Raw genomic sequence first — 25,686 nt, forward strand, 5'->3', positions numbered from 1 at the left:
GCCCCCCTCAAGATGAGATTTCCCAGTATGTAAGACCCCTTGAAGACGACGAGGTAGATAGGTTGGGGGTGGAAGTGCAGTAATGCATGGAGCTGACCAATACTAATCGGTCGAGGGCTTATCCTAAGATAAAACGCAAATAAGTTTCGGATCCAGTTTTCAGGGTGTAACCTTGAAAGTAGAATTTACGATGTAAATTCATGTTTGGTGGCGATAGCGGAGGGGTTCCACACGTACCCATCCCGAACACGACCGTTAAGCCCTCCAGCGCCGATGGTACTTGGACCGCAGGGTCCTGGGAGAGTAGGACGTCGCCAAGCAGAGCTTTATGATTAATATTCCCTGATAGCTCAGTTGGTAGAGCACTCGACTGTTAATCGAGTTGTCACAGGTTCGAGTCCTGTTCGGGGAGCCATATGGAGAGGTGTCCGAGTTGGCCGAAGGAGCACGATTGGAAATCGTGTAGGCGCCAAAAGCGTCTCGAGGGTTCGAATCCCTCTCTCTCCGCCATAATTATTTTATTGTATGGCCCGTTGGTCAAGGGGTTAAGACACCTCCCTTTCACGGAGGTAACAGGGGTTCGAATCCCCTACGGGTCATAAGTAGTATGGAGGCTTAGCTCAGCTGGGAGAGCATCTGCCTTACAAGCAGAGGGTCGGGGGTTCGAGCCCCTCAGCCTCCACCATTTATTTGAAAAGCAGTACCTAATATTATCGCGGGGTGGAGCAGTTCGGTAGCTCGTCGGGCTCATAACCCGAAGGTCGCAGGTTCAAATCCTGCCCCCGCAACCAATTAACTTTTGAATGTAAACTGCTATGGAACTGTGGTGTAGAGGCCTAACATGCCTGCCTGTCACGCAGGAGATCGCGGGTTCGAATCCCGTCAGTTCCGCCATTTTCACAAAGTTATATTACCCTGTTGGGAGCCATTAGCTCAGTTGGTAGAGCACCTGACTTTTAATCAGGGTGTCGAAGGTTCGAGTCCTTCATGGCTCACCATTCATGACTTATATGTCATGGATATAATGATATTGCGGACGTGGCTCAGCGGTAGAGCATCGCCTTGCCAAGGCGAGGGTCGCGGGTTCGATTCCCGTCGTCCGCTCCATATTTGCGCCCTTAGCTCAGCTGGATAGAGCGTTTGACTACGAATCAAAAGGCCGGGAGTTCGAATCTCTCAGGGCGCGCCATTAACTTCATAAGCCGGTGTGGCGGAATTGGCAGACGCGCGCGACTCAAAATCGTGAGGGAAACCGTGGAGGTTCGAGTCCTCTCACCGGCATGTATTTCGGGATGTAGCTCAGCTTGGTAGAGCACCTGGTTTGGGACCAGGGGGTCGCATGTTCAAATCGTGTCATCCCGATTCAAAAGGAAAGTCGCTGGAAGCAGCGGCTTTTTTTATATTCATATCTTTTTGTATAAATCAGTAATCCTCAGGTCACACTAACACAAAAAGTGGGACGGAAGGGATTACTGTGAAGCGATTAAGTTGGAAAAAACAGATGAAACGGCGCTGGAAACAGTGGAGAAGAACAGTGTGGGCATGTAGCATTTTTGGTGCGGCTTGTTTGCTGGCAGGGTTGGGTATTCTGTTTTCGAATTATTTGCAGGCTATGTTGTCACAGCCACTCGCTACTACCGTCATGGCAGAGGAGAGCATGGAGGAAGCTTCACATCTGAGTCCAATTGAAGATCACTCCTCACAGATGCAATTATTGCAAAGTATTCGTGCTTCCGGTATAAGCAGGAAGACCCGTCTGCTAACCACCTACGTGTGTGGTACGGAAACACTTTCCTTGGGAACGCTAAGTTCACAGCAGCTAGAGACCTTACTGAAGCAACATCCCGATTGGAAGGGACGACTTAATACCAAAGGAGAGGTGTGGCTGGAGCGCAGGGTGGAAGACTTGTCAGAGTCATGCAAAGAGCATGGATACATGGGGTTGAGCACTGACGGGCAGCTTACATTGTATGAAGGGCTACCTAAAAAGGAAAAAGTTATCCGCACTTTTTTTCAATTGGATGTGGGTTCCATGGAGACGGCCTTGCCAGAAGGGGTATATAAACAACTTCAGCAGGGAATACGTGTACAGGATATAAATGAGTATAACAGTGTAATCTCCACTTTTAGTGACTTTGCCCTGGAGCGAACACAAAGGGTATTAAAGCAGCACTATTGATTACAACTATGAGACGTTAGGCATTGCCCATGTGGTGAGGCTTGAAGCGTCTCTTTTTATGTTTTTACTCATGTTTAAATTTTTTCCTCTATTAGATACAAAGTTTTGTTATAATGAAAAGAACGACACATATGTTCGCTTTATTTGGTATTTGGCCATGATTATATTCAGGATAACGCTGGCTTTGGTTAGGTACGCCATGTTTGAGCGATAGGGGAGAGATTTTTTTGCGTTTTTTAGGAATTGATCCGGGTATTGCCATTGTGGGCTTCGGATTTGTAGACAAGATTGGCAGCAAGGTAGTTCCTGTGCAGTATGGCTGTATCCAGACGGAGGCTCATACACCGGAAGAAGAAAGGCTGCTTCATGTGTATGAAGGCATGTTGCAATTAATAGATAAATATAAGCCTGATGCGGTAGCACTGGAAAAGCTCTTTTTTAATCGCAACGTTACAACCGCTATGTCTGTAAGTCAGGCACGTGGGGTGCTGGTACTAGCTGCAAAACAACGTAATTTGCCTATAGGTGAATACACGCCGATGCAGGTAAAGCAGGCTATTGTAGGGTATGGTAAAGCTGAGAAGAAACAGGTACAAGAAATGGTTAGAATGTTCCTAAAGCTTCAAGTTGTGCCCAAACCGGACGATGTAGCGGATGCTTTGGCGGTGGCTATTTGTCATGCGCACTCCTATGGACTAAATTCAAAATTAAATGAGGTATTGCGAAAATGATAGATTTCTTGCGTGGTTCTGTGGCCCATTTGGAAAATGAATATGTTGTTTTAGATGTGCAGGGTGTAGGGTATAGGGTATTTTGTCCGAATCCTTACGCGTTCGCCAAAACTGAAGGTCCAGTGGTTATTTACATTCACCATCATGTAAGGGAAGATGCTATTTTACTGTTCGGTTTTGCGACCCGTGAGGAGCAGCAGCTTTTCCGTAAACTGATTGATGTATCTGGTATTGGACCGCGTGTTGCGCTTGGTATTTTAGGAGGCGGTACGCCTGCTCATGTGGTAACGGCGATTTATCAGGAGAATATCACATTTCTCACCAAGTTACCGGGGATCGGTAAAAAGACGGCACAACGTATGATTCTGGATTTGAAAGACAAGCTGGACGGTATTGGCTCGTTGGGGATGGCAACCGGATTGTTTGCTGAGCCTGTCGTAGAAGAAGGCGAAGGTTCATATTGGGGCGAGGCCCGTGAGGCGCTCAAGGCGCTCGGTTACACTGATGCTGAGTTGGATAAGGTATGGAGCAGAATGAAGAAAGATGCGAAACCTGATGAATCTGCCGATATTTTGATGAAGCGGGCTTTGCAACTGTTGTTTGCCGGATAGGACGATGATGTCCGCTAACAAATGTCTGGTGAAAAGAGGAGCGATGGAACATGGATGACCGGATTATTTCCGCCAATTTGATGATGGAAGACCAGACGGCGGAGCTAAGCCTTCGCCCCCGTTATCTAAATGAATATATCGGGCAAAATCAGGTTAAGGAAAATCTGAAGGTATATATTGAAGCGGCCAAATTGCGTAAAGAAGCGTTGGACCATGTACTGTTGTACGGACCGCCTGGGTTGGGTAAAACAACTCTTGCTAACATTATCGCCAATGAGTTGGGGGTTAATTTGCGTACGACTTCAGGTCCTGCAATTGAAAGACCGGGAGATTTGGCAGCATTGCTGACCAATCTTCAAGAGGGTGATGTTTTGTTCATTGATGAGATTCATCGCCTTCATCGTACGGTGGAAGAAGTTATGTATCCGGCGATGGAGGATTTTGCGCTGGACATTATGATTGGCAAAGGCCCGAGTGCACGTTCGGTCCGTCTGGATTTGCCACCCTTTACCCTTATAGGGGCTACTACGCGCGCTGGGCTGCTCTCTGCGCCATTGCGTGACCGGTTTGGTGTTATTAGTCGATTAGAGTTTTATACGACAGACGAGCTGGCTTACATCGTGTCCAGGAATGCGGATATTATGGAGATTGAGATTGTTGGGGATGCGGCGGAGGAAATCGCATTGCGTTCACGGGGGACCCCGCGTATTGCTAACCGACTGTTAAAAAGGGTGCGTGATTTTGCCCAGGTTGCGGGAGACGGTATTATTCATTCTGAGTTGGCTGCAGAGGCGCTAAAGAGACTTCAAATAGATCCACTCGGGCTGGATGAAATTGATCATAAAATGCTTAAGGCCATGATTCATTCATTCCGGGGCGGGCCTGTAGGATTGGACACCATTGCTGCAACCATTGGTGAGGAGAGTCAGACAATTGAGGATGTGTACGAGCCCTATTTGTTACAAATTGGGCTTTTACAAAGAACACCTCGGGGACGAACAGTGACTCCGGCGGCATATGGCCACCTTGGAATCCCAATGCCAACGGATCCACGGTGAGTAGGAAACATGATGCACTTTTCAAAAAATCATTGCATGGTTACACGCAAGTATGGAGAATACGATATCGGCTGACGGATGATTGAGGGAAGTGAGAGTGTAAGTAAGATTCGAGCGGATTCATATTTCGGTTTATTCCGCCGATGTATTTAAAGGTATAGACAAGGGTCGAGATCTCGATAAATTACGCAATATAAGTGCTAGACAGCTAGATTGGGGGAGCCAGAAATGAGTGGAGAAGCATTTAACCGAAAAAGTATTTTCGGTGCATGGATGGGCCGGGCCAAACGAGCAGCAGCGATTATGGTATTAGCTACAGTGTGCATACCTTGGTCTTCGGGCGTTCACGCTGCTGCCGCCCAAGAGGAAATTCGTGTAGTGATTTTTGCGGATCTAGGTAGCAAATATAAAGCGACAGTCCCCGCTGTAACCTTGAAATCATCAGGAGGTCTGAGTGTTGGACAGAACAGTGGGGGCAGTTTTCAAAGTTGGATGGGACTGCCAGACAGTACGGCTCGTTTTAGTGTAGACAGCTATCGGGTTAAGGTACTTGAAGGAAATGAAGCAGCGGCGATAAAAGCGGCCCAAGCCCTACAAAAGACTAATGATAAACCTACGGTTTTTATCGGTTCAAAAAATGGTAGCTCAGTGTATCAAGTGTACGCGGGAATATATGCTAGTGAGCAGTCTGCGCAGGCTGCTGTACAGCGGATTTCCTCCGCAACCGGAGCGCAGGCCGAGGTTAAGGGAAGCAAGCATTGGTCCACAGGAAGCTACGGAAGCGAGCAGGAAGCTAATCTCGTTCGAACGACAATTGCTGCGGCAGGCTTTGATGCTTTTACTGTAATTCAATCAAGAGGCCAGTATGCTGTATGGGTTGGAGAAGAAAGTAATGACAGCAAGCTGTCGGCTTTGAAAACAGAGCTGGAGAGCAAGCAGCCGAGACTCACGCTGTCTAAAGTTAATGCTACTCAAACCGGCCTCATTATAAGACAGGAAGCAGGAGTCACGACTGGCTCGCAGGTGATGTCTCATTACATGCTAAGTGGTTCTGATCATAGCAAGGTAATTGTCAACGGCGGTAATGATGGAATACAAGTGATGGAAAGATCACAGCGTACATATCGCGGCGAGATGGAGATTGGCATGACGTCAGGCCAGCTGGCGCTTGTGAATGAAGTTCCTTTGGAGCAGTATTTGTATTCCGTGGTAGGAGCAGAGGTCTATTCCTCATGGCCAGATGAAGCGCTCAAGGCTCAAGCGGTAGCGGCTCGTAGCTACGCGCTTGCCCAAGGCAATCGGTTTCAGATCGGCAATGTAGTAGATGGCACGTTAAGCCAGGCTTACAACGGTAAGAGCTCGGAACATGCCAATGTCAATGAGGCTGTAGATGCAACAGCTGGTGAAGTCATTAAAAGTGGCGGCAAAGTGGTCGAAGCTGTATTTTCATCTAATGCGGGCGGTGTGACAGCAGATGCCTCAGAGGTGTGGAACAGTGGTGGCGAAGCCTTTGCCAGCGTAGACAGCTCGGGAGATACTTCAGCGCAAAAAGGAGCACAGGAGTGGTATCATGTACTTCTCTCCAGTGGTAAGACAGGGTATATTCGTGAGGATAATGCTAAGGAACTGGAGGGTGTCACAGAAGCGGGGTTAGACAAAATCACCGTCACTGCGGAAAATACAAATGTGCGTCCTATTCCCCAAATTCAATCGACGGTTACACCAATAGCCAAGGCGCAGCCGGGCGAAGAGATCATTGTATTAGAAAAGGTGCCTCAGTCCGGAGACTATGCATGGGTGCGGGGGCCCTTTACGTCAGCTCAGCTTGGTAAATCCCTGCAAGGGAAAGTAACGGGCACAGTGCCTTCCTCTATTAATCACCTCGATGTCACCAAACGTGGTCCATCAGGGCGAGTGTTGGAGGTTGAAGCGAACGGAACCCCTTTGAAAGTGAAATATCCGGATATGTTTCGCTCAGCAATGGGCGGACTCCCGAGCACACTGTTTGATATTGCGAGTACCGGAAGTTATACTGTATTAGGCGCTGATGGGGCTACTTCTCATGTAAGTGGTACACAAGGCACTCAAATCCTGTCCGCATCTGGCAGCAGTACTTCAAGTGGTAACGGGGTGATCGTCATGAATGAAGATCGTCATGCACGAGTCATTGACAAAACACAAAGCTTTATTTTTACAGGTAAAGGAAATGGTCATGGTTTGGGCTTATCCCAATGGGGTGCCAACGGTTTGGCCGAGCAGGGGTATGATTATAAGAAAATTTTGCAACACTATTACAAAAATGTGGATATAGTTAAGGACTGACCAATATATGAATGTAAACGACTACGATTTTGAACTGCCTGAAACATTAATTGCACAGACACCTTTGCTTGATCGGAGCGCTTCCAGATTACTGACGTTAAACAAAAATATTGGTGAAGTGGGTCATCATACGTTTTCGGATATTGTGCAGTATCTCCAACCAGGGGATACGCTGGTATTAAACGATACGAGAGTGATTCCTGCACGCTTGTTTGGCATCAAGGAAGACACGGGAGCTAAGGCTGAGGTTTTGCTGCTTAAGCAACTGCAAGGGGACCGATGGGAAGCATTGGTGAAACCCGGTAAAAAGCTAAAAAAGGGTGCTGTTATTGTTTTCGGTGATGAGCTGAAAGCAGTAATTGAGGAAGAAGGAGATATGGGCAGAAGGGTGCTTTCATTTTCATATGACGGTATTTTTCAGGAGATCTTGGACCGTCTGGGGCAGATGCCGCTTCCGCCGTATATCAAGGAACAACTGGATGACCGCGAGCGTTATCAGACCGTTTATGCTCGACATGAAGGTTCGGCTGCGGCTCCAACGGCAGGGCTGCATTTTACAGAAGAATTGCTGGACCAGATTAAAAAGAAGGGCGTTACCGTTGCCTTTATCACACTTCATGTTGGCTTAGGGACGTTCAGACCGATGTCTGTGGATACGATTGAAGAGCATGTCATGCACGAAGAGTATTATTCATTATCACAGGAAACGGCAGATGTACTTAATGCAACCAAGGCGCGCGGTGGGAGAATCGTGGCAGTGGGAACAACCAGTTGTCGAACGCTGGAGACGGTGGGCAATACATTCGCAGATGGAGTGCTGCAGGCCAGCAGTGGCTGGACACAGATTTTTATTTATCCAGGCTACGAATTCCGTGTGGTGGATGCGATGATTACGAATTTCCATTTGCCTAAATCCACCTTGGTTATGCTGGTCAGCGCACTGGCGGGCAGGGAGAATATTATGCATGCTTACCAGGAGGCGATTGACCGACAATATCGGTTCTTCAGCTTCGGGGACGCAATGTTCATTTATTAATTAAGGATGGTAGAGAAAATATGGCACCAGCAATAAGATACGAACATATTAAAACCTGCAAGCAATCGGGAGCTCGTCTCGGGCGTGTACACACACCTCACGGAGTTATTGAGACACCAACCTTTATGCCGGTGGGAACTCAAGCGACTGTTAAAACGATGAGTCCTGAGGAACTGAAAGCGATGGATGCTCAAATTATTTTGAGTAACACGTACCATTTGTTTCTTCGTCCCGGACACGATATTATTCGTGAAGCGGGTGGACTGCACAAGTTTATGAATTGGGATCGCCCTATTTTAACAGACAGCGGCGGATTCCAGGTGTTTTCTTTAAGTGAAATGCGTAAAATTTCAGAGGAGGGTGTTCATTTCCGCTCTCATTTAAATGGAGATAAGAAGTTTCTTTCACCAGAAGTGGCGATGGAAATTCAAAACTCGCTTGGCTCAGATATTATGATGGCCTTCGATGAATGCCCGCCGTTTCCGGCTGAATATGAGTATGTGAAAAAGTCACTGGAACGAACCAGCCGTTGGGCTGAGCGTTGTCTAGAGGCACACGCGCGTCCTCATGATCAAGGTCTGTTTGCCATTGTTCAGGGAGGCATGCATGAAGATCTGCGCAAGCAAAGCGCTGCGGATTTGACTTCCATGGATTTCCCGGGGTATGCTATTGGTGGACTGAGCGTAGGTGAACCGAAACATTTGATGTATGAAGTGCTCGATTATACGGTTCCTCTGCTTCCCACCAACAAGCCACGTTATTTGATGGGCGTGGGTTCGCCTGATGCTTTGATTGAAGGCTCTATCCGTGGTGTGGATATGTTCGATTGTGTACTTCCAACCCGAATTGCTCGCAACGGGACAACGATGACCAGCCAAGGTCGTCTTGTCGTTCGCAATGCCCAATATGCAAGTGATTTTGGCCCGCTCGATCCTGCTTGTGATTGTTATACCTGTCGCAATTATTCACGTGCTTACTTGCGACATTTGATTAAAGCGGATGAAACCTTCGGGCTCCGACTGACAACGTATCATAACTTGCATTTCTTAATACAATTGATGCGTAATGTCAGACAAGCGATTATGGATGACAGGCTGCTTGATTTCCGAGATGAATTTTTTGAGCAGTACGGTCTTCATGATAATGATAAAGGCTTTTAAGTTTTAGGGAGAGTATACGAAAGGGGGATTTAACATGTTTCATTTTGCTACAGCCGCTACTGCACCCGGTGGAACTGGCGGACTTTTCCAAATGATCTGGCCACTGGCTCTGATGTTTGTAATCTTCTATTTCTTGCTGATTCGCCCGAATCAGAAAAAACAAAAGCAGCGTCAAACGATGCTTCAAGCTTTGAAAAAGGGAGATAAAGTAATTACAATCGGAGGTCTTCACGGTACAATTATGGAGATTACGGATGATGTAGTAGTTTTGCGTGTGAATGATGTCACGAAGCTGACCTTTGACCGCAGTGCAATCAGCAACGCGATTGCAAAAGACACGGCATCTGAGGAAGTTGTTTCCAAATCGTAAAATGCTGGTGACCGTTATGCAAAAACCGAGCCTTTAAGGAGGCTCGGTTTTTTTGTGTTGTTTTATTACATGGATACAAACAATTTGATTACTTGTTGAGATTAATGCCAAACATCCCACCACCTGCGCCTATGACAAACGCGAAAACTAAGTGTAACAGGTCCTTGCCGTTCATGCCCGCATCCAATGCCAGAAAACCGACCAGAAGAACGATTAGCCCATACAGGATGCCTGTAATACCGCCTTGATACCAGCCTTTGTTTGTGGATCTTTTACCGGCGACGAAGCCGCCAGATAGCATGGCGAATGCATGGACGATGTACGTATACAATGATAAGTCCTGTTCCTGCATCTGTGTCAGCCACAAGAGTAATGAAAGAATCAATGCGCCAAGCAGCATCCATGCAAAAGCATAAAATAAACCGGATAAAATGGGATGGGCCAGACGAAACGAACACCAGCGGCGAATGAGCTCCATTGATAATTCCTCCTGTACCAAGGTTTGAACTATTATCATTCTATGGCCAAGCCTCCCGGCTTAGTACCAAGTCGCAAGCAGTCTTTCTCTTTATTTCAATAATTTAGCCTTTTGTTTTTTGTATGAGCCAAGTGAGGAACGGTCAGAATACGTGTACAATGAACGACTCATGTCTTATTGCAAGTACAGGGGAGGAGGCGAACATATTGAGTCACGATATTTTTGCTCATATTTTTCGGACGCTGCTCATGTATTTTATTGTATATCTGGTGATGCGCTTGATGGGTAAAAGGGAGATCGGCAAATTGTCTGTTTTCGATCTCGTCATATCCATTATGATTGCAGAAATTGCTGTATTCAGCTTGGAGGATATAAAACGTCCACTTTATGAAGGGTTGATTCCTTTAGGAGTGCTGTTAATTTTGCAAATAGGTATTTCATTTTTCAGTCTGAAAAGTCGGCGACTGCGCTTACTATTTGATGGTAGGCCCAGTGTATTGTACTCTAATGGACAATTAAACAAGGATGAAATGGTAAAACAACGTTATAATTTAGATGACTTGCTGTTACAACTTCGCGAACAAAATATAGAAAGTCTGGACGAAGTTGAATATGTTATTTTGGAAACGACAGGTAAGCTAACGGTTATAGGTAAGGATGATAATGATGGAGTGGAACACGTAAAAATGAAGCAGAAATTAAACGGAACAGATTTGACAAACAAAGAGCAACAGGTGAATAAAGTCCATCCTTCTCCACAAATCGGTGGAAAGTTTAGATATGAGGGACTGCCTATTCCATTAATCATGGATGGCAAAGTGCTGGATAGAAATTTGGAACGGATGGATATGAACCGTTTTTGGCTTAAGAATCAAATTCAAGCGAAGGGACACAAAGATTTTAAGGATGTTTTTTTATGCTCAGTTAACCATAGAGGTGATGTGTACATTACACCACCGGCCTATGGAAAATCTTCAGATTAGGTTTCTTATGCTTTAAACCATCTTCTCAGGATTGGAATGCGTGTAAGGTTGTCCCAATCAATCATTTTGATCAAGGTCATTAGGAAAAGGTACAGTATAATTCCCGATCCTGCGGCAAAAATAAACTGAAGCCACATTTGGTTGAACATCGTTAGATGTCTGTAGGTATATAATACTGCTGCTGCCATGATGATCATGCCTATCCCGGTCTTCCAGAAATCGAGCAAACGTACGCGGAAGCGAAGCAGTCTGCTGACACTGAAGCCGTGAAGGAGAGTAACAATGGCACTATTAATACAAATGGCGATGACAGCTCCATAGATACCATACTGAGGTTGGGAAGCAAGCCAGACGATCAGTACAATTTTGATAACGGCTCCGATAAAGGTATTTAATAAGGCACTTCCAGGACGGTCTAATGCCTGAAGTGCTGCCTGAAGCGGGGCCTGAATGTACATAAAAAGAGCAAAAGGTGCCATGAGCTTAAGCATGCCTGCAATATCGCCATTATTGTAGAGTAGCAGACACAGAGGTTCTGCCAATACATACATGATAACGGCAAATGGGGCTCCTGCAACCAAAGCGAGCCGAAGCGATTGATGTAGACGTTTGTGAATGGCTGTAATATGCCCCTTAGCTGCTGCTTCGGATAACGAAGGAACGAGTGAAACTGCTAGCGAACTGGTTAGAACCCCAGGTAGTAATAACACAGGAATGACCATGCCCTGCATGGCTCCATACTGTGCGGTTGCCACGCCAGTTGCGATGCCTGCTACGGCAAGGCTGCGCATGCACAAGATAGATTCGAGCAAATAGGATAAGGAACCGACAAGCCTTCCAGCAGTAACGGGAACGGATATAGACATAAGACGTGACAAAACGGATGATTGCTCGGGATGAACTTCAGAGGAGGGGACAGGCGACTTTGGCTGAAGGATGCGATCTTTTCGCTGGTTACACACGTATTGCCATAGCAGTACAATCATGCCAATGAATTCGCCCGCCAGAGCACCGAGCATGGCACCTGCAGCAGCGTAGTCTACCCCATGGGGAAGTAACAAGTAAGCAAACCAAATGACGCAAAAAATGCGTATAACGGTCTCCGCAATGGAGGAGCTGGCGGAAGGGATCATATTTTGCTTTCCCTGAAAATAGCCCCTATAAGCTGAAGAAACAGCTACAATGACAATCATTGGGCTCATGCTCACAAATGTATAATACACGCGACTGTCGGTCAGGAGATGGCTTGTGATCCAAGGCGCGAACACAAGACAGAGCACCATGGCGATCAGACTGAGTGTAATGGTGAAGCGCAGGCTGGTGTGCAAAATACGCCGCGATATTTCGGGCTGTCCAGCCGTTTCAGCTTCGGCTACAAGCTTGGCTACCGCAAGAGGGATCCCCCCTGTAATAAGCGTCACCAGAACGATAAAAAAGGGATACCCCTGTTGGTACAAGCCAACTCCTTCGGGGCCGATGATACGCGGGAGTGCGATTCGGGGAATAAAACCAAGTATCCGGTTAATAATTCCCGCTGCCAATAAAATGATTGCTCCATGGATGAAAGTCTGCTTTTTCAATCGCAACTCCCTCTTCCCCAAAATGTAATTCTGCGTCTATGCATTACTTTAGAAGATATGCTGGACCTGTCCATGTTCATGACAAGCTTTTCCGTTCAGAAACAAAGTGATTTAGACAACAAGAGGGGGAGTGGTGAATTCTGCTATTGACGAGCGAAATGAATGCATATATTGTTGATTTAAGGCTATTTTCAACGAAAAGAAGGGTTTTCCAGGATCAGGACAGAAATGTTCTACAAAGCAGTCAATAACCCCGCTAATTGCTGATCTGCGGAACCGGTAGTCGCTGGGAGGAGGAACGGCCATCGTGGGTATGGAAGAGCTGGATGAGCAGGATTGGGATGACGCAATTGAGATGCTCTGTCAAAGTAAGGCGGACGAGTTGATTCTCGTAGGCTATGAGCATGTCACAAGTAAGGACGTGTGGAATTGCGTCAGCCATAAATATGAAAAGGAGGGTATCCCTCCGCTGCACAAGCTCGTTAATGATATACTTTCCCTTAAAGCGACGAGCTTTATGAACTATTTGACGATGTCCGCATTACGGGGCTCCACTTTCGAATAGAAGGGGGTCTTTTTTTGCGTTCAAATTGACTGCTTTTTGAGGGGTAGCTATAATAGGAATATTGAGAATGAAAGGGGAACATGGGACGGAATGAAGAGAATTCTAAGTTTCATCGTGGTCGTGCTCATAACTACTGGTGTTATGATCGGGACAAGCCCGGGCCTACTGAACAGTTTAAAATTAGGCCTCGATTTAAAGGGAGGCTTTGAAATTTTATATGAAGCCCAGCCTTTGGAAGCCGGGCAGAGTGTAACCAGCCAGTCTCTTATACAAACAGCTCAAAGTCTGGAGAGACGGATAAACGCGCTTGGTACAACTGAGCCGGAAGTAACAACGGAGGGTATCAACCGTATTCGTGTGCGGCTTGCTGGTGTATCTAATGAAGCAGAAGTCCGCTCTATGCTCAAAAAGCCTGCCGAGTTGACCTTCCGCAGTGCAACGGCAGCGGATGCTAAAAAGCCAGGCCAATACAGCAAAATTGAGCTCCGCGGTAATGATTTTGTGGAGAATGGCGCTGTTGTCGGCTATGATCAGCTGAACCAACCTGAGATTAGTATCAAAGTGAAGGATAAAGCTAAATTTGCAGAAATCACAAAGCGACTTCTGAATAAAGAATTGGCTATTTTCCTCGATCAGGAATTGCTGTCTGCACCTACAGTACGTGGGGAATTAACGGACGGTAGCGCGTCAATCACAGGTAGTTACACTCGTGATGAAGCGAATAAACTGGCCGATACGATTAATCTGGGTGCCCTTCCGCTCAAACTGACGGAAAAATATTCTCAGAGTGTAGGTGCTACGCTGGGCCAATTGTCACTAGATCAGACGATTCGTGCTGGGTTGATCGGCTCGATCATTATTCTGGTATTTATGATTGCGATGTTCCGTGTACCGGGATTAGTCGCTAGTTTCTGTCTCATCGTTCATACCTGGGTGGTGCTTGCCATCTTTTATTTGGGTGGATTCGTGCTTACGCTTCCGGGTATTGCAGCCTTCGTGCTCGGGATTGGGATGGCGGTAGATGCAAATATCATTACGTATGAACGGATTAAAGAAGAAATCAAGTCAGGCAAAACGATTCGTTCTTCTGTCATTGCAGGTAGTAAGGCTTCGTTCCGTACCGTTATGGATGCCAATGTTACGACAATTATAGCGGCAGCGGTTATGTTTGGTCTGGGAACAGGCTCCGTTCGAGGATTCGCTTTGGTGCTCATCGTTGATATTGTCACCAGTATTTTGACGAATATCTTCTTCTCCCGCTTCTTACTCAATCTGCTGGTTAAAGCGGATGTTGTGAAGAAGGCCAAGTATTTTGGTGTGAAGGAGAGTGATATCAGTGCGCTTTAATTGGAACTTGAAATATATTAAGATGAGCAAGTGGTTTTACACGTTCTCGATTATTATCACACTGCTTGGTATTCTGAGCTTATCGATATTTGGTCTGAATTACGGGGTAGATTTCCGTTCCGGTTCCAATGTGGATGTCAATCTGACTAAAGTAGTTACACAAGAACAGATCCAGACTTTGCTGAACAAGCAGGGGATCGGCAAAGAGGTCGATTATACGCAGGGTAAAGAACGCTTCGGTATTCGCTTCTCGCAGGTTTTGACGGATCAGCAAGTGAATAACTTTAAGACTTCTTTTAATAAAGAGCTGGATCCGAAGGCCTCCTTTGAGGTCAATACAGTGGATACGGAAATGGCGCAAGAACTAGAACGAAATGCGTTATGGGCGATTTTATTGGCTTCTGTGGCTATCGCTATTTATATCTCAATCCGTTTTGAATGGCGGTTTGCCGTTGCAGCAATTGTTTCGTTGTTGCATGATGCCTTCCTCGTCATCAGTATTTTCTCGATTTTCCGGCTTGAGGTGGATTTGACCTTTATTACGGCAATTCTGACGATTGTCGGTTTCTCCATTAATGACACTGTCGTTATTTTTGACCGTATACGGGAAAATCTACGATTTGCGAAGAAGAAGTCTAGGGACGACTTAGAGCAGGTAGTTGATCACAGTATTGCCCAGACAATGACTCGTTCACTTGCAACCGTGTTTACGGTATTTATTGCCTCCTTATGTTTGTTCATATTTGGCGGCGAATCGATCCGTATGTTCTCACTTGCGATGGTCATTGGTTTGTTGTTTGGTGCTTATTCCTCCATTTTCATTGCCAGTCCGCTGTGGGTAGCTATGAAAGGAAAACAAAAATCTCCGACAGCTGGCGGGGGCGCGGCCAAAACTGCAAAGTCTTAAGTTACGTAAATACCAGTAGTATAAATTAAAGAGAAAGCCGCGTCTGCCTGGGCGCGGTTTTCTAAGGTTTTGAGATTTACCTTAAGTAAGGCACAATAGTGGAAACTTAATGTGAATGGTTTTTGGTTTTAGAAATTCGGTTATTTTAGAATGGAGCTTTATTGGGAAAAGGTTAGTTCAGGATTGAGGGGGAAACGTTGTGAATAGCGAACGCAGCCGATCATTGGAAACTGCGGCGTTGAGCGGGATTGTAGGTAATCTCGCGCTGGCTGTTCTAAAGGGAACCGTCGGTTATGCGGCAAACAGCAAGGCGTTGTTGGGGGATGCACTGCACACGGCTGCGGATAGTGCTTCCCGTTTGCAGGAGCTTCTGTTTTCCAAGGGTGCTACAGGGCACGGAATGCTGGCACGGTTGCGGAACGGTGAAAAAGTTAGGACGGTCATATCTGTAGTGCTGGCTATTTTAGTGCTGATGAGTGGTCTTCAGCTAGCTATCTCGGCGGTTCGTTCATTAAGCAGTTCGGAACCGCAGGCTCCCAGTCTGTATGCATTAACTACCGTATTTATTGCGTTGGTGTTGAGAGAGGCGTTATTTCAGTTTCAATATCGCTATTCGATTAAACATGGTCATAAAGCGGAAGCAGATCGGTACGCTAACCATGAACGTTACTCGCTGTATGCATCGTTGATTGCATTGATCGGCATGATCGGTGCAATGACTGGCGAAGCAATGGAATGGCCTGCATTATTATATCTTGATCCAACCGCAGCTTTGCTGGTAGCCTGTCTGGTGCTTCGCAAAGGATATTTGATGGTAATGAATACCGCTTACCAGGTTCCTGCACAGCCCTTGCAGGAGGAAGACTCCCGCCGCTTTATGGAGACGATTCAACGGGTGTATGGTATTGTAACGGTTGAGCACTTACATGCCCAGGAAACGGGCCATTTCATAACAGTGGATGTAACGATAAGTGTGAACCCGCGGATTACGGTACAGGAAGCGCAGGAAATCGCCGATCGAGCCAAAAATCTACTGTTAGCCCGTTTTCCACAGGTGACCCATGTACAAATGCAGTTCATTCCTTATCAAGCCGGGTATCCTTACAAATCCAATCATGAACTGCCAGATAATGATGTGTCGTCGTTGCTTCAATAGAGCAGGATGACTATGAAAGAAAGGTGAACAGGATTGCTTCATTCGCAGTACAGATGGAAGACCCCAGAGGCTAACCTAGAAGCGGCTCAGCTGTTGACAGAAGAGCTGGGGATTTCACCATTGTTGTCCCGGCTTTTAGTGAACCGGGGCGTCACTACCGCCGGGGAAGCAAACCGCTTTTTGTACGGAAGTGTGGACGATGTACACGACCCTTTTTTGCTTCTTGGTATGAAAGAGGCTGTACCGAGAATTCGCCAGGCTCTGGAACGTGGCGAGCATATATTAATCTATGGCGATTATGATGCGGACGGCGTGTCCAGTACATCATTGATGATTCAGCTCATGCGTTTTCTCAAGGCTTCTTATGATATTTATATTCCCCATCGTTCTAATGAGGGATATGGTCTGCATAACCATGCTCTTGATTGGGCTCATCAGCAGGGAGTTACGCTGGTCATTACGGTAGATACGGGAATTAGTGCAGTAGAGCAAATTGCTTATGCAACTTCCTTGGGGATAGATGTTATAGTGACGGATCATCATGAGCCGCCTGCTGTACTTCCCGAGGCATATACTTTGATTAATCCGAAGCTACCCGGTTGCCCATACCCATTTAAAGGTCTTGCAGGTGTTGGTGTTGCCCTGAAGCTCGCTCAGGCGCTGTTGGGTGAGGTGCCAGAGGAATGGTTTGAAATCGCCGCTATCGGCACGGTAGCCGATCTGATGCCACTACATGGTGAAAATCGGACGATGGTACGCAGAGGGATTCAATCCATGAGAAACTCTGCATTTCCGGGTATTCGTGCGTTGCTCCATGTAGCGGGCGTGGATATATCTACAGTGACTTCAGTCAATATCGCATTTGCATTGGCTCCGCGGATTAATGCCAGCGGGCGCCTGGATCATGCGGGACGAGCAGTTTCTCTGCTGACGACAGAAAAAGAGGAAGAAGCAGACCAACTTGCGCATGCGCTGGACCTGCTCAATCGTGAGCGTCAACAGGTGGTCGAACGTATTGTGGAGCAAGCCGAGCAACAATTGGCCTCCAAACTGAATGGAGGCAAGCTACCGTCAGTTATTGTGTTGGCTGGTGAAGGCTGGAATGTCGGCGTTGTCGGAATTGTGGCATCCAAGCTATTGGATCGCTATTATCGACCGACCATTATTCTTGGTATAGATGCTGAGACAGGCACGTGCAAAGGTTCTGCCCGGTCTATTCCTGCATTGGATATCTACAGTGCTCTTACGGACAGTCATGAGCTTATGGAGCATTTTGGTGGTCATCCTTCGGCTGCGGGTATGACGCTGTCCCGTGACAATCTGAAATTGTTTGAAGAGCAGCTGAACCGCTATGCGGGTTCCATTCTGACACCAGAAGATCTCATTCCTGTAGCTGAGGCCGATATGGTCTGTCGTCTGGACGAGGTGTCTTTACAAGTGGTTGAAGAACTGGAGTTGCTTCAGCCTTTTGGTATGGGGAATCCTTCTCCACGATTCGTATTCCAGGGTCTGCAATTGCGCGAGGCTCGTAAAATGGGACGTGAGAAAAATCATGTGAAGCTCCTGCTGGAGCAGAACGGTTTATCGCTGGACGCGATTGCCTTCCGTCGTGGCGAATTGGCTGATTTTTTACAGCAACAAACAGAGATAGATCTGCTGGGTGAATTGTCAATTAACGAATGGAACGGTAAACGGTCTCTTCAGCTAATGATTCAGGACATTCGAGTGCAGGCGCCACAAATTTTTGATTATCGTGGAGTGTCGGACCCTTTTGCCGAATTAGAGCGGGGACTGAAGATTTTTCATCCACGTATTGAGGAAAGAAAGAAAGACGTTGCGGTGTTGATTCATCCGTCATCCAGGCTTCGTCCATCGAGCTCCGTGGACGCTGAATCCTTATGGTTATACGATAAAGACGGTAGCGTTATTCCCAGTGATGGTCAAAGAGATGCACAGCACTCTGTAAAGTCGCTGTTCGTACTGGAGCCGCCGGATACACCGGTTCAGTTTCAGGCATTATGGTCTACCTTTGAGAATGTAGAGAACGTATTTCTCCTTCATTCGGTCAGTGAGCGTGGCGGTCGACTCGTAAGCCCTGACAGAGAGCTGTTCAAGCGCATTTACGTTGTGCTTTCTCGAATGGGGACACAGCCTATTGATGAAAAAGCAATGCTGCCTGCTCTTAGCCGACAGTGTTCCTGTTCAGTACGCATGTTATCCAAAGTATTGGACATCTTCGAAGAGCTTGAGTTTATGACGCGTACAGATGGTCAATTCCGTTTTGTATCCAATCCGCCTAAGCGGGATTTAACCGCTTCTCCACGCTATCAGGAATTGTATAATATGGCTGAAATGGAGAAGTATTTGCTGGATGCGGACACTACCCAGATGACGAGCTGGATTATGTCGCTTATGAAGGGTGCGTCTTGAGATACTATTTCGCAATTTATGTTGTAAAATGTATATACTAATTTGAAGTTACAGTAGGAGGAACTAAGTTGGACTACAAAGAATATATTCGGGTGATTTCCGATTTTCCACAACCAGGGATTAGTTTTAAGGACATTACGACCCTGATGAAAAATGGTGAACTGTACCGCAAGGCTATCAACGATATGAAGGAACTGGTATCGGATTTGAAAATTGATTTGATTGCAGGGCCAGAAGCACGTGGGTTCGTTGTTGGTGCTCCTTTGGCTTATGCGCTTGGTGTTGGTTTTATTCCCATCCGTAAAAGTGGCAAGCTCCCTGGGGAAACCATTGAGGAAGCATACGGTTTGGAGTATGGTAAAGATACACTGGCGATGCATAAGGATGCTATAGAGCCAGGCCAAAATGTTCTGATTGCTGATGACCTGCTTGCTACAGGTGGAACTATTGCTACATCCGTGAACTTGGTACGCCAGCTTGGTGGCAATGTGGCAGGGGCTGCTTTTCTTATCGAGCTGTCTGATCTAAACGGTCGGGCGAAACTGCCTGATGTAGATGTATTCACTCTGATTACGTATTAAGTACTTCGAAACCGGGTTTCCCGGGAAATAATTATGAACGGATCACCTAAATAGTCCGATGGAACATCTCTTTATCTAAAGAGTTGCTCCATCGGACTATTTTGTTTAAGCAGTGTTTTAGGTGTGACTTTGTTTGATTGGTTCAAATTACCACTCTTTTTATTGGAAATGGTTATAAAAAATATAGAATAAATGTCGATAAACAATTAAAAAGGAGCAGAGGTGGTCATAATGGGTTTATTTCGATTTAGGAGTTTACGAGCACGGACATTTTCTACCTTGGTTCCGCTTGTACTTATAACGCTGATTTTAATCAGCTTTTTGTCATATTTTTTTGCCAAGCAAAAGCTGGATACGGAAATAAGCCAAAATGCTGCGCATTCCTTATCGAGGGTTAAAGCAGATATTGCAGCTAACGTAGATCGTCATGCTTTACTTGTTTCGATGCTGACTAAGAGTGCGGAACAACTGGGAGCAGGAATGAACATTGAGGGTTATGGACGTTTTTTTGAACAAGAGCTGGAATTAAATGATATGACCTATGGGTTAGGGATATATTTTGCTAATGCTGCGTATGATCCAGGAGTGACATACCGTTCCATATATGTGCATAGAGATAGCGAGATATTCAAGCAATCGACTGAATATGATGATCCACAATATGACTATTTAACGCAACCTTGGTATACAGAAGCCATTGAACGTGGAAAAGATATAAATTTTACGGAGCCTTTTTACGATAGCAGACTGAAAATCAATATGATTACTGCTGGGAAAGCATTTTATGACAGGGAAGGGAAGCTGTTAGGTGTCATTACTGGCGACTTGAACATGACAAACATTCAAACGTTTATTGAAAAAATGAAGTTTGGTGCTAACGGTAGTGCGATCTTGATGGATAAGAATGGAGCCATTTTGTCATCCGGTCTTCCGTCCTTAAAAGCAGGCGAGCCGTTAACAAAAACGATGAATGCGGAAGCAGCACAATCTATTCAAAGTGGTACGTCCGGACAACTATCCGTACCCATTGATAGTGAGGACTACCGGATAATGTACGAAACACTCCCACAAACCGGATGGAAAATCGGCGTATTACTGCCAGAATCCGATTTGAACCGCTCTGCGAACGAAATGCTTAAACTTCTTCTTATTGTTAGTGTTATAGGTATCTTGCTAATTATGGGAGCATTAATAATTAACAATTCAGGTATGATCAAAGAGATTAAAAAAATTATGCAGATAACCAATCGTATGGCTCTTGGAGATTATAGCGTTGAACTAACACATCAACGTAAGGATGAATTTGGCCAAATGGCTGACGGGATCAATAAGGTAATTGCGGCAACCAGAGGAATGGCATCACGTTTAAGCGAAGAGTCAGATGTTATCTCAGGCGTATCTATAAAAATTTCGCAAGAGATTTCTGGGGCGACTAAAGATGCACAGCACAATGCAGGTGAACTAACTAAGGTGAAGGAAGGGGCCGAGCTTCAGTTGGCCGCCGCAGCAGAGAGTGCGACTGCAATGGAGGAGATGGCTGTTGGAATACAGCGTATTGCTGAATCTATACAGCATGTATCCGAGGCTACCACTGAGATTGAACATAAGGCACAACAAGGAAATGAACGGTTGACCGTGGTCAACCAAGGAATGCATAAAGCGAAAATGTCTATGGATGAGGCAGGCAGGGTAGTAAGCTCATTGAATGAGCGGTCCGCCCAAATTGGCAGCATAATTGGAATGATTCAGGAAATTAGTGGGCAGACCAAGTTGCTATCACTGAATGCTTCCATTGAAGCCGCACGTGCAGGGGAGCATGGCCGAGGGTTCGCTGTGGTGGCTTCAGAAATCGGCAAGCTGGCTGTAAACGTGAGCGAGTCTGCGGAACAAATTACGAGTCGAATCCGATACATGCAGGAAGAAACCAAATTAGCTTTGGAAGGAATGCAGCAGGGTGCTCTGGAGATGGATGAAGGAGTATCTATTTTACTTGAGGTGGAAGAACGTTTTATTGCGATGAATCAAGATATTCAGCAGGTGGCGATAGAAGTGCAGGAAGTTTCATCTGCCTCAGAAGAAATGTCGGCAGGTTCAGAGGAAGTTGCAGCCTCTATTGGATATCTTGCAGACATTGCGAAAGCTTCAGCTAAACGTACAGGGCAAGCCGCGGAACGATCCGAACGGCAGCTTAAGGATCTGGAAGGTATGGACAGCTCTGTCAAGACGCTTACAGGTGTTTCTGATACGCTTAATCAGGTCGTATCTCGCTTTCGTGTGTGATATTTTTAGAAAAAAAGGCCGTGCATAAAAAAACGCCGCTCCATGAGATATGGATCTTTACACGCTTGTCTATACAGCCTGAGCGTGTTGATCCATAACTAACATGGAGCGGCGTTTTAAAGTTGAAAAAAAGACATCAATCTGGTGTTTTCTCCGTTAAAGGTTCCTGCGATTTATCGTTGGACCAGCCGAGCACGTCAATCAGCTTAAAGAACAAGCTGAGGATGATGCCGATGATTGTAGCCAATGCCATACCTTTCAAGGTTACAGCGCCCCAAGTGAGCGTAGTACCGCTGATTCCGACAACAAGCACGATGGTCGCAAGCAGCATGTTGGTTGGCTTGGCGAAATCAACCTTTTGCTCAACGAAGATTCTTAGACCGGAGGCAGCGATGACACCGAATAATAGTAAGGATACGCCACCCATAACTGGAGCTGGAATATTAGAAACAATCGCTGAGAACGTGCCTGAGAAGGACAATAGGATGGCAATGACAGCCGCTCCGCCAATGACCCATACAGAGTACACTTTAGTTAATGCCATGACACCAATATTTTCACCATAAGTCGTATTAGGTGTAGAACCCACAAAACCGGAAATGACGGTGGAAATACCGTTACCTAGCAGAGAGCGATGGAGACCAGGATCTTTGGACAGCTCGCGCCCGACAATGTTGCTAGTCACAAGCAAGTGACCAATATGCTCTACGATGACGACCAGAGCAACAGGAAGAATCGTCAGCATAGCAGAGGTATTAAAAACGGGAGTGGTAATTGCAGGATGTCCGAAAAAAGGAGCGTCTGCAATGGCTTGTGTATTGACCATGCCCATAAAATAAGCAAGTACATAGCCCACTACGATACCGATCAGAATATGAATGATTTTGGCAAAGCCGCGAAACAATACCGCACCCAGAACAGTGACCCCGAGTGTAACGAGCGAAAGAGTAATCGTTTTGGGATCTGGAGTCCAGGCCTTAGTAGGATCGGCATTGATAATGCCTGCCATACCTGCTGCAACCGGAACCAGTTCCAGACCGATTAAGGCTACGATAGAGCCCATAACAGCTGGAGGAAAAACGACGTCCAGCCAACGGGTTCCGGCATATTTGATCACCAGTGCGACGAGGCAGAAAATAATACCTGTAACGATGAAAGCACCGAGGGCCATAGCATAGCCGTTGCCGCCGGGATTGTTTTTAAGCACAAGACTGACGGGAGCGATAAAAGCGAAGCTGGAGCCGAGATAGGCGGGAATTTTGCCGCGGCAGATCCATATGTACAACAATGTGCCAATACCGTTCATTAGCAAAATCATGCCGGGATCGACGCCGAAAATATTCGGCACCAGCACAGTGCTACCAAACATGGCAAACAAATGCTGTACGCTGAGCAGGAACCCAGGTCCTGCCGGTAGCTTTTCATTAACTTGAATTTCGCGTTGCAACGCAGTTCACTCCTTAGTTCTTTCAATTATTCTTATATACATTAATTACTTTTCGTAATTTTTTCAATATAATTCGTTTCATTTCGTCAACAATCCTGATTTTACTTACCATGTGTGACAGAATAATGCGACAATGCCAAACCTGTAATAGTTGACGTGTGACGTGCTAACCGTCATAATTGTAGGAAATCACTTTTAAAAGGGAACCTTTGCGCGACATTGATCGGCGGGTTCCATTTTGCATAGAAAGGACACGGAATAGAGCAGAATGGGGATAGAGCAATTACTTAAAAAGGCCGGGGCCTATACCAGAGAAGCAGATCTTATCCGCATCAGGGACGCCTATGATTTTGCCGAGCAGGCCCATTCCGGCCAGACTCGTAAGTCCGGTGAACCTTATATTCTGCATCCGCTTGCGGTTGCTGATATCGTCGTTAATATGCAGATGGATACCATCTCCATTATCGCCGCTCTTTTACATGACGTTGTGGAGGATACAACGGTGTCTTTGGCGCAGATTCGCGAGCATTTTGGCGATACATGTGCGATGCTTGTCGATGGTCTGACGAAGCTGGAGCGTATTCAGTTCCGTTCCAAGGAAGAACAACAGAACGAAAATTATCGAAAAATGTTTATTGCTATGGCGCAGGACATTCGTGTCATCGTCATTAAGTTAGCAGATCGTCTGCATAACATGCGTACTTTGAAATATCAGTCAGAGGAAAGCCAGCGTCGGATTGCTTATGAAACGTTAGAGATTTTCTGTCCGGTTGCAAACCGACTGGGTATTTCGGCCATTAAATGGGAAATGGAAGATATTGCTTTACGCTATCTGAATCCTCAGCAGTATTATCGCATCGCTAATTTGATGCATAAAAAGCGGGCAGAGCGGGAGCAGTTTATTGATAATGTCATACAGCGTATCAGAGAAAAGCTGGAAGAGATGGGTATTCAGGCTGACCTGTCCGGACGCCCTAAACATATTTACAGTGTGTTTAAAAAAATGACGACGAAGAACAAGCAATTCAATGAAATATATGATTTGCTGGCGATTCGAATTATTGTGGATAACATTAAAGACTGTTACGCCACACTGGGGATTATCCATACGTTGTGGAAGCCGATGCCGGGGCGGTTTAAGGATTATATCGCTATGCCTAAGGCCAATATGTATCAGTCCCTTCATACGACAGTAGTAGGTCCCAACGGGGAGCCTACCGAGGTACAAATTCGCACAGTGGATATGCACCGTACCGCTGAATTCGGGATTGCGGCCCATTGGGCCTATAAAGAAGGCAACGGAGCAAACAACACTAACTTTGAGGATAAAATCACCTTTTTTCGAGAAATTCTGGAGCTGCAAAATGAAGCGAAGGATGCGTCGGAATTTGTGGAATCGCTCAAAATGGACTTTTTCTCAGACCTTGTGTTTGTGTTTACTCCTAAGGGAGAGGTCATTGAGTTGCCGGCCGGATCCGTTCCGCTGGACTTTGCTTTCCGTATTCATACCGAAGTTGGCAATCGAACGATTGGCTCTAAGGTAAATGGAAGAATCGTACCTTTGGATTATCGGCTTAAAACCGGTGATATTGTCGAAATTATGACGTCCAAGCATTCTTATGGACCTAGTCAGGACTGGCTCAAAATTGCTCAGTCCTCTCACGCGCGCAGTAAAATCAAACAATGGTTCAAGAAAGAAAAGCGTGAGGAGAATGTTGAAAAAGGCCGCGAAAATCTGGAACGTGAACTGAGAAAACGTGATATCGAGCCATCGGTGTGGATGAGCGACGACAAGCTTCAGGAAGTGGCACAGAAGTTCTCTTTTAACGATTCCGAAGATATGCTGTCTGCGATTGGCTTTGGTGGTATAACCGCAGCGCAGGTCTGTACACGTTTGACAGAGAAGCTGCGTAAGGAACAAGAAGAGGCACGGTTGATCGAATTGACGACCGAGGTCAAGGAGTACAAGCCGCAGGGCGAACGGAAAAAAACACCGACCAACGGTGTCAGCGTCAGAGGCGTCGATAATTTACTCGTCCGTTTTGCACGATGTTGTAATCCCGTACCGGGAGATGACATCATTGGCTATGTAACACGTGGACGCGGCGTATCCGTTCACCGGACGGATTGCCCGAATATTCCTTCGGGTACGGGCGAAGACCAGGCACGTGTGATTGAAGTAGAGTGGGAAGAAGCAGCGGAAGTCAATTACAGCGTCGATATTGAGATTACAGGGCATGATCGCAACGGTTTGCTGAATGAAGTGCTTCAGGCCATTTCTGAGAACAAAACTAGCTTCTCGGCCGTTACAGGTCGTACAGATAAAAATAAAATGGCGATGATTCACATCACGATTCTCATTCGCAACACGGATCATTTGCATTCTGTAGTCGAACGGATCAAACGGGTGAAGGATGTATACACTGTGCATCGGATTATGCAATAACCTTATTAAGCGTACAGAT

Annotated in this window: 20 protein-coding genes, 11 tRNA genes and 2 rRNA genes; 30 read left to right on the forward strand and 3 right to left on the reverse strand. The window is 46.2% G+C overall.

All coding sequences use genetic code 11. From position 1 onward, the window contains the following. The 21 genes from WA407_RS12400 to yajC all read left to right on the forward strand — a co-directional run. A 23S ribosomal RNA gene (locus WA407_RS12400) occupies positions 1 to 126 on the forward strand; the annotation flags it as partial. A 77-nt stretch (positions 127 to 203) separates the two neighbouring features. Further along, positions 204 to 320 (forward strand): 5S ribosomal RNA (gene rrf, locus WA407_RS12405). Between the two features lie 19 nt (positions 321 to 339). Continuing rightward, positions 340 to 415, forward strand: a tRNA-Asn gene (locus WA407_RS12410). A gap of 3 nt (positions 416 to 418) precedes the next feature. Beyond that, positions 419 to 510, forward strand: a tRNA-Ser gene (locus WA407_RS12415). A 17-nt stretch (positions 511 to 527) separates the two neighbouring features. Next, positions 528 to 599 (forward strand) — tRNA-Glu (locus WA407_RS12420). Between the two features lie 10 nt (positions 600 to 609). Beyond that, a tRNA-Val gene (locus tag WA407_RS12425) sits at positions 610 to 685 on the forward strand. A 29-nt stretch (positions 686 to 714) separates the two neighbouring features. Continuing rightward, a tRNA-Met gene (locus tag WA407_RS12430) sits at positions 715 to 791 on the forward strand. 26 nt (positions 792 to 817) lie between these two features. Then, positions 818 to 894: transfer RNA gene (locus WA407_RS12435), tRNA-Asp, on the forward strand. Between the two features lie 28 nt (positions 895 to 922). Next, positions 923 to 998 (forward strand) — tRNA-Lys (locus WA407_RS12440). A gap of 34 nt (positions 999 to 1,032) precedes the next feature. Further along, positions 1,033 to 1,107, forward strand: a tRNA-Gly gene (locus WA407_RS12445). Between the two features lie 5 nt (positions 1,108 to 1,112). Beyond that, positions 1,113 to 1,189 (forward strand) — tRNA-Arg (locus tag WA407_RS12450). Between the two features lie 12 nt (positions 1,190 to 1,201). After that, a tRNA-Leu gene (locus tag WA407_RS12455) sits at positions 1,202 to 1,281 on the forward strand. A gap of 7 nt (positions 1,282 to 1,288) precedes the next feature. Next, positions 1,289 to 1,362: transfer RNA gene (locus tag WA407_RS12460), tRNA-Pro, on the forward strand. A gap of 112 nt (positions 1,363 to 1,474) precedes the next feature. After that, entirely contained in the window at positions 1,475 to 2,179 is a 705-nt protein-coding gene (locus WA407_RS12465; RefSeq protein WP_235308628.1) for a BofC C-terminal domain-containing protein, read from the forward strand. A 227-nt stretch (positions 2,180 to 2,406) separates the two neighbouring features. Further along, on the forward strand, positions 2,407 to 2,910 hold the full coding sequence (gene ruvC, locus WA407_RS12470) for a crossover junction endodeoxyribonuclease RuvC (RefSeq protein WP_013311580.1): 504 nt from the start codon (positions 2,407 to 2,409) through the stop codon (positions 2,908 to 2,910). Continuing rightward, positions 2,907 to 3,521: a Holliday junction branch migration protein RuvA gene (gene ruvA / locus WA407_RS12475; protein WP_061829382.1), complete on the forward strand. Its 615-nt coding sequence runs from the start codon at positions 2,907 to 2,909 to the stop codon at positions 3,519 to 3,521. The genes ruvC and ruvA overlap by 4 nt, the downstream gene beginning before the upstream one ends. A 50-nt stretch (positions 3,522 to 3,571) precedes the next feature. After that, on the forward strand, positions 3,572 to 4,579 hold the full coding sequence (gene ruvB, locus WA407_RS12480) for a Holliday junction branch migration DNA helicase RuvB (RefSeq protein WP_235308630.1): 1,008 nt from the start codon (positions 3,572 to 3,574) through the stop codon (positions 4,577 to 4,579). Positions 4,580 to 4,807: 228 nt separating this feature from the next. Continuing rightward, positions 4,808 to 6,901 (forward strand): SpoIID/LytB domain-containing protein, encoded by a 2,094-nt coding sequence (locus WA407_RS12485; protein ID WP_336077475.1) that lies wholly within the window; start codon positions 4,808 to 4,810, stop codon positions 6,899 to 6,901. A 7-nt stretch (positions 6,902 to 6,908) separates the two neighbouring features. Continuing rightward, positions 6,909 to 7,937: a tRNA preQ1(34) S-adenosylmethionine ribosyltransferase-isomerase QueA gene (gene queA / locus WA407_RS12490; protein ID WP_336077476.1), complete on the forward strand. Its 1,029-nt coding sequence runs from the start codon at positions 6,909 to 6,911 to the stop codon at positions 7,935 to 7,937. A gap of 20 nt (positions 7,938 to 7,957) precedes the next feature. Next, positions 7,958 to 9,097, forward strand: coding sequence for a tRNA guanosine(34) transglycosylase Tgt (gene tgt / locus WA407_RS12495; RefSeq protein WP_039275028.1), 1,140 nt, complete (start codon positions 7,958 to 7,960; stop codon positions 9,095 to 9,097). A 34-nt stretch (positions 9,098 to 9,131) separates the two neighbouring features. Next, positions 9,132 to 9,467, forward strand: a complete 336-nt coding sequence (gene yajC / locus WA407_RS12500) for a preprotein translocase subunit YajC (protein ID WP_069290201.1) — start codon at positions 9,132 to 9,134, stop codon at positions 9,465 to 9,467. An 88-nt stretch (positions 9,468 to 9,555) separates the two neighbouring features. Here the strand turns inward: yajC and WA407_RS12505 are convergent, their stop codons facing one another. Next, positions 9,556 to 9,945 carry a TIGR04086 family membrane protein gene (locus tag WA407_RS12505; protein WP_336077477.1) on the reverse strand — a complete coding sequence of 130 codons (390 nt, stop codon included), beginning with the start codon at positions 9,943 to 9,945 and terminating at the stop codon, positions 9,556 to 9,558. Between the two features lie 206 nt (positions 9,946 to 10,151). On the opposite strand from WA407_RS12505, the gene WA407_RS12510 reads away from it, so the two are divergent. Continuing rightward, complete coding sequence (locus tag WA407_RS12510) at positions 10,152 to 10,928, forward strand: DUF421 domain-containing protein (protein ID WP_336077478.1); 777 nt, start codon at positions 10,152 to 10,154, stop codon at positions 10,926 to 10,928. A 5-nt stretch (positions 10,929 to 10,933) separates the two neighbouring features. On the opposite strand, the gene spoVB is transcribed toward WA407_RS12510, so the two are convergent. Then, the gene (gene spoVB, locus WA407_RS12515) at positions 10,934 to 12,508 is read right to left on the reverse strand and encodes a stage V sporulation protein B (RefSeq protein WP_336077479.1); all 1,575 of its coding nucleotides are present in this window, start codon (positions 12,506 to 12,508) and stop codon (positions 10,934 to 10,936) included. A gap of 307 nt (positions 12,509 to 12,815) precedes the next feature. Between spoVB and WA407_RS12520 the strand changes: the two genes are divergently transcribed. The 7 genes from WA407_RS12520 to WA407_RS12550 all read left to right on the forward strand — a co-directional run bounded on the left by WA407_RS12520 (position 12,816) and on the right by WA407_RS12550 (position 21,774). Continuing rightward, a complete protein-coding gene (locus tag WA407_RS12520) occupies positions 12,816 to 13,073 on the forward strand; it encodes a post-transcriptional regulator (RefSeq protein WP_013311570.1) in 258 nt (85 codons plus the stop codon). 90 nt (positions 13,074 to 13,163) lie between these two features. Next, complete coding sequence (gene secD / locus WA407_RS12525) at positions 13,164 to 14,420, forward strand: protein translocase subunit SecD (protein ID WP_254328616.1); 1,257 nt, start codon at positions 13,164 to 13,166, stop codon at positions 14,418 to 14,420. Beyond that, positions 14,410 to 15,327: a protein translocase subunit SecF gene (secF, locus tag WA407_RS12530; RefSeq protein WP_336077480.1), complete on the forward strand. Its 918-nt coding sequence runs from the start codon at positions 14,410 to 14,412 to the stop codon at positions 15,325 to 15,327. Before secD ends, secF begins: the two co-directional genes overlap by 11 nt. Positions 15,328 to 15,526: 199 nt before the next feature. After that, a complete protein-coding gene (locus WA407_RS12535) occupies positions 15,527 to 16,483 on the forward strand; it encodes a cation diffusion facilitator family transporter (protein WP_336077481.1) in 957 nt (318 codons plus the stop codon). 33 nt (positions 16,484 to 16,516) lie between these two features. Beyond that, the gene (gene recJ / locus WA407_RS12540; RefSeq protein ID WP_336077482.1) at positions 16,517 to 18,913 is read left to right on the forward strand and encodes a single-stranded-DNA-specific exonuclease RecJ; all 2,397 of its coding nucleotides are present in this window, start codon (positions 16,517 to 16,519) and stop codon (positions 18,911 to 18,913) included. Between the two features lie 68 nt (positions 18,914 to 18,981). Continuing rightward, the gene (locus WA407_RS12545) at positions 18,982 to 19,494 is read left to right on the forward strand and encodes an adenine phosphoribosyltransferase (protein WP_023989926.1); all 513 of its coding nucleotides are present in this window, start codon (positions 18,982 to 18,984) and stop codon (positions 19,492 to 19,494) included. Between the two features lie 231 nt (positions 19,495 to 19,725). Continuing rightward, complete coding sequence (locus tag WA407_RS12550) at positions 19,726 to 21,774, forward strand: methyl-accepting chemotaxis protein (protein WP_235308640.1); 2,049 nt, start codon at positions 19,726 to 19,728, stop codon at positions 21,772 to 21,774. 136 nt (positions 21,775 to 21,910) lie between these two features. Here the strand turns inward: WA407_RS12550 and uraA are convergent, their stop codons facing one another. Further along, positions 21,911 to 23,221, reverse strand: coding sequence for a uracil permease (uraA, locus tag WA407_RS12555; protein WP_061829372.1), 1,311 nt, complete (start codon positions 23,219 to 23,221; stop codon positions 21,911 to 21,913). Between the two features lie 268 nt (positions 23,222 to 23,489). On the opposite strand from uraA, the gene WA407_RS12560 reads away from it, so the two are divergent. Further along, on the forward strand, positions 23,490 to 25,667 hold the full coding sequence (locus tag WA407_RS12560) for a RelA/SpoT family protein (protein WP_025720225.1): 2,178 nt from the start codon (positions 23,490 to 23,492) through the stop codon (positions 25,665 to 25,667). Positions 25,668 to 25,686: the final 19 nt, after the last annotated feature.

It is taken from the genome of Paenibacillus sp. 203, from assembly GCF_037027525.1.
Classification (GTDB): Bacteria; Bacillota; Bacilli; order Paenibacillales; family Paenibacillaceae; genus Paenibacillus; species Paenibacillus polymyxa_B.